Origin of the sequence: Bifidobacterium sp. ESL0800, from assembly GCF_029395355.1 — a bacterium.
Taxonomy (GTDB): Bacteria; Actinomycetota; Actinomycetes; order Actinomycetales; family Bifidobacteriaceae; genus Bifidobacterium.
On sequence record NZ_CP113913.1, the window covers coordinates 1,759,593 to 1,772,464 of the forward strand.

At 55.3% G+C, this 12,872-nt stretch carries 8 protein-coding genes and 1 pseudogene; 6 read left to right on the forward strand and 3 right to left on the reverse strand.

All coding sequences use genetic code 11. The features are described 5' to 3' along the window. Positions 1-321: 321 nt before the first annotated feature. The gene (locus tag OZX75_RS06840) at positions 322-975 is read right to left on the reverse strand and encodes a hypothetical protein (protein WP_277145903.1); all 654 of its coding nucleotides are present in this window, start codon (positions 973-975) and stop codon (positions 322-324) included. 629 nt (positions 976-1,604) lie between these two features. Between OZX75_RS06840 and dcd the strand changes: the two genes are divergently transcribed. Together dcd and rlmB are read left to right on the forward strand one after the other, a co-directional pair. Further along, a complete protein-coding gene (gene dcd / locus OZX75_RS06845) occupies positions 1,605-2,186 on the forward strand; it encodes a dCTP deaminase (protein ID WP_277145904.1) in 582 nt (193 codons plus the stop codon). 387 nt (positions 2,187-2,573) lie between these two features. Beyond that, the gene (gene rlmB, locus OZX75_RS06850) at positions 2,574-3,578 is read left to right on the forward strand and encodes a 23S rRNA (guanosine(2251)-2'-O)-methyltransferase RlmB (protein ID WP_277145905.1); all 1,005 of its coding nucleotides are present in this window, start codon (positions 2,574-2,576) and stop codon (positions 3,576-3,578) included. Between the two features lie 813 nt (positions 3,579-4,391). On the opposite strand, the pseudogene OZX75_RS06855 reads toward rlmB, so the two are convergent. Further along, positions 4,392-5,804, reverse strand: a pseudogene (locus tag OZX75_RS06855) (DUF4032 domain-containing protein); the annotation flags it as partial. Between the two features lie 207 nt (positions 5,805-6,011). Beyond that, complete coding sequence (locus OZX75_RS06860; protein ID WP_277145906.1) at positions 6,012-7,139, reverse strand: ABC transporter ATP-binding protein; 1,128 nt, start codon at positions 7,137-7,139, stop codon at positions 6,012-6,014. A gap of 706 nt (positions 7,140-7,845) precedes the next feature. Here OZX75_RS06860 and OZX75_RS06865 point away from each other — a divergent pair. The 4 genes from OZX75_RS06865 to OZX75_RS06880 all read left to right on the forward strand — a co-directional run bounded on the left by OZX75_RS06865 (position 7,846) and on the right by OZX75_RS06880 (position 12,734). Further along, on the forward strand, positions 7,846-8,232 hold the full coding sequence (locus tag OZX75_RS06865) for a hypothetical protein (protein WP_277145907.1): 387 nt from the start codon (positions 7,846-7,848) through the stop codon (positions 8,230-8,232). Between the two features lie 428 nt (positions 8,233-8,660). Continuing rightward, entirely contained in the window at positions 8,661-9,041 is a 381-nt protein-coding gene (locus OZX75_RS06870; RefSeq protein WP_277145908.1) for a hypothetical protein, read from the forward strand. Between the two features lie 844 nt (positions 9,042-9,885). Continuing rightward, a complete protein-coding gene (locus OZX75_RS06875) occupies positions 9,886-11,574 on the forward strand; it encodes a dicarboxylate/amino acid:cation symporter (RefSeq protein ID WP_277145909.1) in 1,689 nt (562 codons plus the stop codon). 440 nt (positions 11,575-12,014) lie between these two features. Then, positions 12,015-12,734 (forward strand): LytR/AlgR family response regulator transcription factor, encoded by a 720-nt coding sequence (locus tag OZX75_RS06880; protein WP_277145910.1) that lies wholly within the window; start codon positions 12,015-12,017, stop codon positions 12,732-12,734. The last annotated feature ends 138 nt before the right edge of the window (positions 12,735-12,872 follow it).

A 12,872-nucleotide genomic window follows, 5' to 3' on the forward strand; every position in this document is an offset into this window, starting at 1 on the left:
TGATAAGCGGCCAGCCCAACAGCGGCCAAAAATGTTCACTGGCGTTTCGAGGCAAACGGATGGTATCGAGCGGGATGGCATTGCACCGGTCGCTATCGAACACGCGCTTTGCGCTACATCATTTTCAGATTGGAAGAACGCCAATCTGAATCACACACGTTTTGAGGCAGCGCACCGTATGCCAATGAGACGAAAATGAACGATCTTGCCCTCGGAAACGACCAATCACTTCTTGCCAATACTCAATAAACCAGGCAACCATCTCTCAAATCAAGTGACTACTGTAGCGACCCCATAAGCGGCTGGGATATCCCCTTACTCTCAATCGCCGGAACCTATCTTCTCAAGCTTGCCGCCCCACTGCTGCTGCAACCCCTTCATCGCCTTCGTTTTGCCGACGGCCATCCACTGATCGTTGCTCAACACGCGCAAATCATCCACCTCGACTTTGCTTCCCGTATATTGATTGATCAGGTTGGGTGCCTGCGAACGCACCATGTCACCGTCCATCGAAGCCGCGGCCTTCGTCTGGAACGTGACGAACGCGACCTGTGTGGTCTTGCAGAATGACGCGGCACCCGCACCCGGCAGCTGGCTGGACACATCGACATCCATCCAGCCGCTCGTGCAGGTTCCGGCGAATTGCTCGATGCCCTGCTTCATTTGATCGGCATCGTTTTGCGGCGCCTTGGTCTTGCCCTGAATCGTCGTGGACGTATCGTTTCCAAGCAATGAATCCGTATTACGTTTAAGGGTTTTGAGCGATACCTGCAACGCCACCACAATCAAAACGAGAACGGCGATAACGACTATCGCGCTGATAATAAAGGACTTGCGATGACGGGCTTTACGTTGCGACGCAGGACTGTGACGACGCAACTCGCTGACGTTATATACGCGAGCGTTGTCGGGCTCGGAACCGTTGCGTATCCGCGCACCGGTCTGATCGCCATGATGGTCGGAATCCTCTTTCATGTCGCCATCTGTCCCGTCTATTCAAATCCATATTCAATAATGCGGTCGAAAATCAGAACACGAATTATGGCCGATCCGTCTCTGGAATGAACCGATGATTTTAGTCTACCCCGCGAGAGGCCAACATAGCGTCCTTTTGAACGGGAATTGTCACACTGCTTGCGTCACTGCCGACTTTGCCATACTTAACGCTGCACATTGCCGCCATAGCGCACGCGACACCACACTGCCGGACCGGCTGATAGCTGCTGAGCAAGCAGAAAAGAGAAACCCCGGTGCTAGAACACACCGGGGAAGAGAAGAGAGAAGAAGAAAGGGTTCAATTATCGGCAAATCCAAAACTCAAAATCACCGGTCAGCTCTTGCTGACAGTTATTATGTAACTCCATCATCCTTGAAAAGAGAATCGGATTACCTGAAAATTACCTGATAATTTGTATTTGTTTTCCTGTTTCCCCGACTTTTCCTCCGTTTTTAGGCAATATACCGGGTTGCGCACGCCTCGACGGCCGTAACGTCTACACTTAGAGCAGAAAGTAAAGTAATCGAACGCCGACCAGGCATCACCCTCGATTTTCGTAGCCATGCCCGGCCAAGCGTTCGACACGCAACCCACTTTGGAGGAACGTATGCTGCTATCAGACCGCGACATCCTCGCCGCCCAAGCCGACGGCCATATCTCGCTCGACCCGTGGACGCCCGAGATGGTGCAGCCCGCCTCCATCGACGTGCGGCTCGACCGGTATTTCAGGCTGTTCAACAATCACGCGTATACCTACGTCGACCCGGCCGAAAACCAAGGCGACCTGACCGAACAATTCGAGGTGGGCCCGGACGAACCGTGGATCATGCACCCCGGCGAATTCGCGCTGGCCTCGACCTGGGAATACGTCAAGCTCGACGGCACCACCGCCGCGCGTCTCGAGGGCAAGAGTTCGCTGGGACGCCTCGGCATTCTGACGCACTCCACCGCCGGGTTCATCGACCCGGGCTTCGAGGGGCACATCACGCTGGAGCTTTCCAACGTGAGCACGCTGCCGGTCAAGCTCTGGCCGGGCATGAAGATCGGGCAGATGTGCTTCTTTGAGCTCAGCTCCCCCGCGGCACACCCGTACGGTTCGACCGGCGTCGGCTCGCACTATCAGGGTCAGCGCGGCCCGACCCCCTCGCGCTCCTACGTCAACTTCTACAAGGCCGAGATCAAGGACTGATTGAGAAGTTCGGCCCATTGGCATCAGCCGCCCCACCCGGCATCTTGTCGGGCGCAAAGATTGCCGCCGCTTGGGGCTCTCTCACACACCTTCGGCTGAGCCGACTGCCCGTACATGCAGAGATGATCACGGTTTTGGCCCCATTTCTGTGATTATCTCTGTATAACCGGTACTTTTACAGAGAAAATCACACTTTTCAGCCTACTTCTGTGATTATCTCTGCATCAACAGGGTCGATACAGAGATAATCACAATCCGCGCGACCGATAAACCCTGAACGTACCGCTCATGCGATGAAAATCAAGACTTTGGTCCTCTAATCCTGATTTTGCTCGCAGCTTGCGGCCGCCGAGCACGTTGGCGCGGGGTGCTGGGACAATTGAGGGTATGACTAACAAGAAGGGCCCGGTCAAAGGTTCGGGCGGAAAACATCGCAACGCATTGAAGGGCCGCGGGCCGACGCCCAAAGCCGAGGACCGCGTGTATCACAAGGCGTACCGCGCCAAGAAGCAGAATGAAAAGCGCCGGTTCGCCGATCCGCGACTGGCGGCTCGCCGTCGCGCGGCACACTACACTTCGGATTCCGACGATCTGGTGGTCGGCCGCAACGCGGTGCTCGAGGCGCTGCGCGTGGGTGTGCCGAGCACGCAGCTGTATATCGCCAATCGCATCGAGCACGACGATCGCACCCGCGAAATCGTGAAGCTCGCCGGTATGCAGGGGCTCAACCTGCTCGAGGCCGACCGGCTGGAGATGGATCGCATCGCACATTCGCGCAACCATCAGGGCATCGTTTTGAAGGTACAGCCCTACCAGTACCACACGCTGGCGGAGCTTGCCGATCGCGCGGACAAGAAGTCGCGCGCCATGGAAGAGGCCGATTCGCGCAGCGCCCGCATCAACGCGCGTCCGCTCTTCATCGCCCTCGACGGCGTCACCGACCCCCAGAATCTGGGCGCGGTCATCCGCTCGGCGGCCGCTTTCGGCGCCAACGGCGTCATTCTGCCGGAACGTCGTTCGGCTTCCGTCAACGCTGCGGCCTGGAAGGTCTCGGCCGGCGCCGCCGCACATCTGCCCGTGGCCCGCGTGGTCAATCTGACCAAGGCCATTGAAGCGCTGAAGGAGCGCGGCTACTACGTGGTCGGCCTTGACGGCGGCGGCGACGCCATCGTCGGCGAATCCGGCTTCGAAACCGACCCGTTGGTCGTCGTGCTCGGTTCGGAAGGCAAGGGCCTGAGCCGTTTGGTGCGCGAGGCTTGCGATTCCATCGCCGGCATCCCGATTTCCAGTGAAGTCGAGTCGCTCAACGCCTCGGTTGCCGCCGGCATCAGCCTTTACGCCGTCTCCCGCGCACGCAGCAAGGCCGGCGAACAGGCCGACAACGCCGAATAGCATAGAACCCGCAGCGCGCTTATCACTTATGCCCGAACCCATCCCCATTCACGAGATGTGGTTCGGGTTTCCTTTTGAGCGGTGGCCGGATCGGAAGATTAAGCCTTACGTATGGTAAGCCTTCCGTATAGAGGCCGAACGCAGCCTAGTGAAGAATAAAGCACAAAACACAAGCCCGGTCTCGGGTTCAGTTCGAATCCACGTTTTATACCCGGCCCGCTTCATATTTGTGTCTTTTTACTTGCTTGTTCTTACGGACTAAGTAAAAAGGCGCAATTAGCACGCTTAAATGCGTCTTTTTACTTAGTAGCCTCTTTATCACAAGTAAAAAGACACAATTGACGCCGAACCGCCGTTTGGAATCGCTCAATGACTCCAGACAGCGGCATCCTGATCGTATTCGGCCGGATCATAGTCATCATCGTCATATGCGTTGTCAGCGGACGTGGTAGTGTCGCCGCTCTCGCTATCACCGACAGCTGCAAGACCGGAACCAGAATGATCAGCACCGGTACCAGAGCCGGATTCCGCAGCAATGCCAGAATCAGAATCACCAGCATCGGCCGCTGAACCGGCACCTGCGGATTTCCCGCCATCAGCATCAGGCTGACTCGAGCCATGCGTTCTTCTCGCCGCGGGCATCGGATCAGGCGTGGTCGGCCACAAGTCCTCGGATACTTGGGTATCGCGGTCAATCCCGTCATCGGCGCCAACGCTCAGAGTCGCCCCAAGGTTGCCCAGACCGTCCCCGAGATCGGCGTAATCACCGCGATTGATGCTGTCAACGTCGTCATTGTCGCGCCCTACGGTGTCCGCAACGTCGCTATCTCCGCTATCGCCATTTTCGCCATCCACAGTACCATCCACGGGCTCGTCATAGGTCGAGCTGTCGTCGACCACACCCGAATCGGCGTCCTCGTTGATTTCGGCGAGCGCCTTCGAATCGATGTTGTACTTGGGCAGATTGTGTTTGATATAGTCGCTCGCAGCCACGGCGGTAGAGACGTCGTGCCCGGCCTTTTCGGCCATGAACCAACGATTCTGCAAGACCTCGTGGAAGAACTGCGCCGGCTCGATCTTCGAGCGGTATTCACGCGGAATCATGCGAACGACGGGTTCGAAAACCTCGCGCATCCAGTCGGTCGCCACGATTTCCAGCTCTTCACCGTCACGCCAGGTGGAAGCACGGTAGGCGTCCAAATCATTCAACAGTCGCCGCGCCTGGTTCTCCTGCACGTCGAGGCCCGTAAGCCGCAGCAACTTGCGCGAAGCATAGCCAGCGTCGACCACGCGCGGACGCACGAGCACGCGTTTGCCGTCGTCGGCGGTCTTGACCTCAAGCTCATCGACGTCGAAGCCCAAGTCGTTGAGCTTATTGACGCGCTTCTCGATCTTCCACATCTCGTCGGGCCCGAAGTCGTCCTGATCGGTCAGCGCGCCCCACAGCGAGTCGTAGCGCTCGAGAAGTCTGTCGCCGACCCCTACCTCATCCACCTCGTCGGGCAGCAATTTGCCGGAAGCCAGATCCATCAGCTCGCCAATGATGTTGGTGCGGGCCAGGTCCATGTCATAGTTGCGCTGGCCCTCAGTCAACGTTGTATAGAGCGCGCCGGTTTCCGCATCGACCAGGAATGCCGAAAACGCGTCGGCGTCGCGCAGGAAGAGGACGTTGGAAAGCGAGACGTCGCCCCAATAGAAACCGGAAAGGTGCAGGCGGACCATCAGCACGGCGAGCGCGTCAATCAAGCGGTCGGCAGTGTCGGGCCGAAGGTTCCCGGCGAACAGGGCTCGGTAAGGCAGCGAGAACTTGAGCTGCTTGGTGACCAGGATCGATTCAAGCGGCTCGCCTTCGCGGGTATGCCGTCCGGTGACCACGGCGATCGGCGTGACGGTAGGCAGCTCGAGCTTCTGCAGGCGCCGCAGCAGCTCGTATTCGTGCGCGGCCACGCGGCTGGTGATTTCCTTCATCGCATAGATCTCGTCACCGACATGCACGAAACGCACGACGTGCCGGGAGATGCCTCGCGGCAGGTTGGCCAGCAGCTCCTTGGGCCAGGTTGCCAGCGGTTTCTCCCAAGGCAGGGTGAACATCTTCGGGTTTGAGCTGGCGGCAGTAATCTGCAGCGCGTGCGGCTCGGGGACATCGGCGTTCCCCGTCTCGTCGGCCGTCACGGACGTCGCCTTTAGCGCCCTGGGGTCCATTTGCATTCCACCGGTCAATTCCATACTTCCAAATCTAGCGCCCGCATAGGATAGTTTCCCGTCATTATGAACAGCCGATACGTCCGTATCCCCTTTGCCCTTTCATTGCATACGTGACGCCAACAAGACCACCAGCGTCACAAACACAACCAAACACCGCCTATCAAGCAAACGAAAAGGCCCGCACACGAATGTACGGGCCCTTTCAGCTAAACGACGCGAAGATGCGAATCAGTTCAGGCGCAGCTCGGTGGCCGGGGAGAACAGGTGCATCTTGGACGGATCGATCTTGATCTTGACGGTGTCGCCGACCTTCGGCAGCTGACGCGGGTTCACGCGAATCGTGGTCAGCTTGTTCTGGTCGGACATCATCGCAGAGGACTCGGCTGCGGAACCATCGGTGATGATGTTGCCGTAGATGTATCCGTCGCTTCCGAGATCCTCGACATTCTCGACCTTCAGCGAGAAGGCGTTGGCCTCGTCGGGAGCGGCGAGCGAAGCATCCTCGGGACGGAAGCCGACGACGATGCGGCCCTTATCCTCGGGAGTGAGCTTGGCGACGGCGTCCTTGTCGAGTTCGACGGTATCGCTGCCGATCTTCGCCTTGCCGTCGACGACCGGGTGGGTGTTGATGTTCATGGACGGCGAGCCGATGAAGCCGGCGACGAAGACGTTCTGCGGCTTGTCATAGAGCTCGGTCGGAGCGCCGACCTGCTGGAGGATGCCCAGCTTGATGACGGCGATGCGGTCGCCCATCGTCAGAGCCTCGGTCTGATCGTGGGTGACGTACAGGGTGGTGACGCCGAGCTGACGCTGCAGGGCGGCGATCTGCGTACGGGTCTGCACACGCAGCTTTGCATCCAAGTTGGAAAGCGGCTCATCCATCAGGAAGACCTTAGGCTTACGAACGATTGCGCGGCCCATGGCGACACGCTGACGCTGACCACCAGAGAGAGCCTTCGGCTTGCGGTCAAGGAACTCGGTCAGGTCGAGGACCTTGGCGGCCTCCTCGACGCGCTGACGAATCTGATCCTTCGGAACGCCGGCGATCTTCAGGGCGAAGCCCATGTTGTCGGCGACGGTCATGTGCGGATACAGTGCGTAGTTCTGGAAGACCATGGCGATGTCGCGGTCTTTCGGCTGCATCGTGGTGACGTCCTTATCGCCGATGAAAATCTTGCCCTTGTTGACTTCCTCGAGGCCCGCGAGCATACGCAGGGTCGTTGACTTGCCGCAGCCGGAAGGGCCGACGAGCACGAGGAATTCACCGTCTTTGATATCAAGTGAGAGATCGGATACCGAGGGCTCCGTATTGCCCGGGTAGATACGAGTGACATGGTCAAATACGACTTTTGCCATAATTTAATATTCCTTTCATCGGCAGGTACGTGCCGAACGATCCGTTGTGAAGGGGTTTGCATCCACCCGCAAGCCAACCTCGGCAAGCGAATTTCCGCACTTTCATTCCATTATGAGTGGAGCCTTTTGGGGTTCCTTCCCCGTTGAGCTCAAAAACCACTATACACGGTCAGCACCAAAATATCGCACAACACGCCACATAACGTACAAGTCCGGCGCAAAACAACGTTTCTGGCATATCGGTTCTCGCATTCTCGCACACGCCGGCGCACGCTCACACTCTTTTCAACGCGAAAACGTTGAGAAATTTTCAAGGATATCGACTTAAGGCAAACGTTTGATATTTTGAATTTATGCGGAAACAAAAACTCTGTTACGCTTTTGAGGAACCTTTGGTTCTGCTATAGATGAAATAGGTTGAATATCACATATCCTTTAGCTTCGTAGTTTCGAGAACATTGACGAATCTTTCCACAAATCATAAAACCAAGCAGCAGAAGCATTCAGCGAAGTAGAAAGCGCATAATATCGAGGATATCGAACGAAGAAAAACCGAAAGAAAGTGCGTTCCACATTCCACGGAGCGATTACGTTTGCACTCGTTCCCATTATCCATTCCATCGATTTATGACCTATATCTCTTTTAAACATCAAACGTTTCAGTTTATGTGATTTTTTTTTCGAGCGGCCCCCGCATAATAAGCACATGAACGAAAACAATAGCAATAACCCGATTGAATGGCTGAAGCGCATCACGCATGACGACTCCATCAATAAAATTTCGCGTTTGAGCGGAATCCCGTATACGACCCTGTATAAGCGTTACAAATCAAACGCTTTGAGCACCGACGAGATCATCGCAATCGCCCGCGGCTACCAGATCAATCCTGTTGAGGCATTGGTCCAAAACCACGTCATCGACAAGGAAGAGGCCACCGACGTTCGCGGAGACAATGCTCTGCGACTTACCAGCATCAACGACATCGCAGATGAAATCGTCCGGCGCAGCACCGCAACGAGCGGCCCGGCAGGAAACGACAATCCAAAAAAATCGGGAAAAGCCGAAGAGAACGCAGTCGATACGATAAACTGATACGATAAAGGAGACAAACCAAGGCATATTCCTCGCGCTGGCGCTTTTTGGCCCAGCCCAGCCGCCAGTGCGAGAAGCCTGGATTCTTAAGCGGTGCGCAGTTATTATGCTGATAACTGAATTTATACACTTAGAAACGTTTTATATAATTTTTTTTGAAATTTTTTATTAAACGGTTGCTGCATCATTCCAATATTATATAAACGATTTTTGTTTGCTTATTTTGCTATATAAAAATTCTATTCTGATTCAATTATTGTTTTGCTTTCCTATTATTTTCAACGGTTTACTAGTATATTAGACAATATAACTTTCTGTCTAGGCGTTTTTTTATGGATACAAATGAGATAAAATTGTCTTAAAAGAATCAAACGTTTAACATAATATTTTTCCTCACATTTTCAGTCGAATTATCAGAAAATAAACATATGGAAAAAATTCGACATAATCACATTGAATGGCTACGAGAAATCACCCACGACGATTCCATCAACAGAATCTCGCAACAAGCCGGAATTCCCTATGCCACGCTATACAAGCGCTTTAAGTCAAGCGAGCTGGCGACTGATGAGATTATCTCCATCGCGCGCAGCTACGGCATCAACCCTGTTGACGCATTGGTGAAAACCGGCGTGATCAGCAGCGAAGAGGCCACGGGCGTGCGCGGAGACAACGCTCTGCGTCTGTGCGACATCGAGTCGATCGCGAAGGAAATCGTCCGTCGCGACAACGAAAAAAGTCAGCTGAAGAGCGACGACAAGTACAGCAACAGCGTCGCGGCCCAGGACGCCACCACGAAGGCCGCCTGAGAGCGATTCCTGCTCTGACGCAACGGTTCGCATCGTCCTTCAGCTTAGGATATCGGCGTTTCTTATCAGTTGCGCCGGCACCTTCAGGACCATCAACGGCCGACCGTCATATCGAAAGCGCACAATCTACTTTCAACGGGTTGACGATATCAATCATCAGCCCGTTTTTATGTACCTGTTTACGTTTGCCGCGAGCCAGCCGTGAGACGCCCGCCCTTCAGGAGACGAAAAAGACGTGCACGAAACGTTGCTCTCGCAAGGAAAAATCAAGGTTCTTGAAGCACATATTTTTGCCCATCATTCGAATCGGGAGTAGGCCGCGCCTGCTTTTGCGCAAAAATAAAAATTCTCATTATATGCAATTTGTTCTTGCGAATATCGCCGCTATCCGTTATGGTGGCTCTCATGACATCACAAATCTCTTCTGCAGACAGCAGCAATGGCTACGGACTCTATCACTCCGCCGCCAGCTGTAACTCTGGTCTGCATACGATGATGTCTTGTATGACAATATCTTATTGTCGCTGAATGCATCGATCATTCCTCGCGGCTTTTTCCTGTTTTCTGTATTCGGCTTGTCGATTGACATATTGGCTTGAATCGATATTCATTCGCTTGAATAATCATGCTGATTTATACGGCATGACGGATACGCGGCCAAAAGTTTCACAACGAAATCAGCAGGCTCTTCACCTCATTTTTTAAAACTGTATATTTTCGATATTTTATATAAAAAATACGGATTCAGCCTTTCGAATCCATCAAAAAACACAGTTTTAGTCAACCAAAAAGTTTTATTCCAGACACATATACATATTTTTATGCAAATCATTGAGAGGAAATCATGAACGACATTACCTGGAACTGGCTGGCGCTCGGCGTCAGCGTCCTGCTGTTCGCAGGCCTCGCGGTGCTGAGCCGCACCAAAAAAGCCGGATTCAGCGCACGCGTCATCATCGCCACCGTGCTCGGCATCGCCATGGGCTTGATTTTCAAAGGGCACACCACCTACGTCGCCGCATTCGGCACCGTCTGGTCGAACGCGATCGGGGCCATCGTCGTGCCGTTGCTGCTCTTCAGCGTCATCGCCAGCATCACCAATCTCGGCTCGTCGCTGCGGCTCAAGAACATCGGGGTCAAAACCGTGGTATTCCTGCTGTTGAACACGCTGACAGCCTCGCTCGTCACGCTCGGACTCGCGCTGGCGTTCGGGGTGGGCAAAGGCTTCAACGTCGCCATGCCGCAGCACTACCAGGCCAAGCACGTGCCACAGGTGCTCGACACCGTCGTCGGGCTCTTCCCCTCGAATCTCGTCGCCAACTGGGCCGCCAACCAGGTCGTGCCGGTCGTCATCTTCGCCATCCTCGTAGCTCTCGCCTACAACGCGGCTGCCTCAACGCCCAAGGGCGAGGCCGCCGTGAAGCCGTTCAAGACCTTCGTTGACGCCGGTAACGTCGTGCTTTCCAAGGCCACGCAGATCGTCGTCGGATTCACACCTTACGCCGTGCTCGCACTGATCGCCGCCGCGATATCCAACAGCAACCTCGTCGCGCTGCTCCCCCTGCTGCTCGTGCTCGTCGTGGCCTACATCGCCATTGCGCTGCAGATGTTCGTCGTTCAGCCCGCCATCCTCGGCGTGACCACGCGCACCAACCCGCTGCGCTTCTTCAAGTTCTTCTGGCCCGCCGGCGTCGTCGCCTTCACGTCCGAGTCCAGCATCGGCACCATTCCGGTGACCGTCCGTCAGCTGCGCCGCGGCGGGGTGCCCGATGACATCGCTTCGTTCGTCTCGTCTCTCGGCGCCAATCTGGGCATGCCCGGATGCGCCGGCGTCTGGCCCACGCTGCTCGCGGTGTTCGCTGTCAACTCGCTCAATATGCATTACACTCCGTTGCAGTATCTGATGCTCGTCGCCCTGACCCTGCTGGTTTCGATCGGCACCGTCGGCGTGCCCGGCACCGCCACCATCACCGCGACCTCGCTCTTCGCCGCCACCGGCCTGCCGATCGCCTTCATCGCCATCTCCCAGCCGATCTCGCAGATCGTGGACATGGGCCGCACCGCGCTCAACGTGGCCGGCGCTACAAATACCGCCTTCATCGTCGCCGCCACCGAGCACCAGCTCGACCGCGACCTCTACGACGGACGCAAGGAGTTCGTTGACTCGGATCTGGACACTGATGCTTTGGACACGGACACCGAAGAGGATTCCGCAAAGGTACTGGCCGGCGTCAGCGCAACCGCCACGAACGGAGATGCGAAAGCAGCTGCAAGAGGCAACGCAAACGGAACGGATACGGATACCAACGCCTCTGCCCGACTCCACGCAACGCAGAACAATTCCAACGCACGATCCGCTGCCGATGCGAGCGCCGCACCGACTTCGGCTCCGGCTCCAACAGACAGCCCGTTGCATCTTTCCGCCGCCAGCAACCTGCTGAGCTTCTCCCCGTCCGCCGCCCTGGACGGCCAAGGTGACGACATGTGCGGTCTGCGTTCGTCTGAGAACAAGAACAAAGGCAAAACCGAATAATCCATAGACCGATTCCACCCAATCAAAAAGCCGTATCTCGACACTTATTAGAGCGTCATCGATACGGCTTTCATTTCGTCACTGCTCGTTTAAAATAATGGCAGCCAAGCAATCCTACTCACCCATAAGGCTGGGTTCGGACGGAATCACCGACTTGCAGGGCTTCCCCCTGAACTAAAACTCGACCATACGACCATAACCGACAAACAATACGATTGCAGCAAAAACATCAATGTTAAAGCGCGATTGCTCACCAAGGCCCTGGACAGCTCTCGCAAAGCTTAATAATACATACATGATATATTTATCTATTTATACGAAATTCAAGACAACTGGGGAAGCGACAACTACAATATAGCGGGGCTTCACCTTCAAGGCCACAAAACTATGCTATATCAAGATATTATGGGGCTTGCGTACCCAAACGAAAGGCGGCGACGATGCGCAACATACGAATCGGAGTAGTTGAAGACGAACCCGCCGCATGCCAGAAGGTGCTCGACTACCTTAACCGGTATCAAAGCGAAAACGGGGAGCACTTCACCGTTTCCGTTTTCGACGACGGCTCGAAAATCGTCGAGGGGTACCGGCCGATTTACGACATTCTGCTGCTCGACATCGAAATGAAGCAGATGGACGGCATGGAAGCGGCGAGGCAAATCCGCAAAATCGACAGCAGCGTCGTGATCGTCTTCATCACCAATGCCTCGCAATACGCCATCAATGGCTACGAGGTTCAGGCGCTCTCCTATCTCTTGAAGCCAGTGCCGTACTTTGCGTTCAGCCAGGAAATCAAACGCTCGATCGAGGCGGTGCAACGCGAAGCCGACGACTCGATGCTGTTCGAGGCCGGATCGCAGCGCACGCGCGTTGAGCTCAAGGCCATCGTCTACATCGAATCAATTCGTCATACAATAATCATTCATACGCTCGACGGGAAACTTTCCATCACTTCGACCTTGAAGGAGCTGGAAGCGCAACTCGCCGAACACGACTTCTTCCGCTCCAATTCCTGCTATCTGGTCAATCTGCGGCACGTCACCGGCATCGAGGATCAGGACTGCATCATGAGCAACGGCGAGCGCCTGCGCGTCAGCCGGCCGCGCAAGAAAGCGTTCGTCACCGCGCTGGCGGGCTATATCAACGGCGGGCTGCAATGATGCATGTGCGAAAAGTGCGTTTTAGCCGCCACGAATCGCACATTTTGACCACACAAGTGAAAAATGTGCGAAATAGGGTCGGTAAAACGCACTTTTTGCACTGGAGTATGCAAAATGCGCAGACTGAGCATGGGTCTG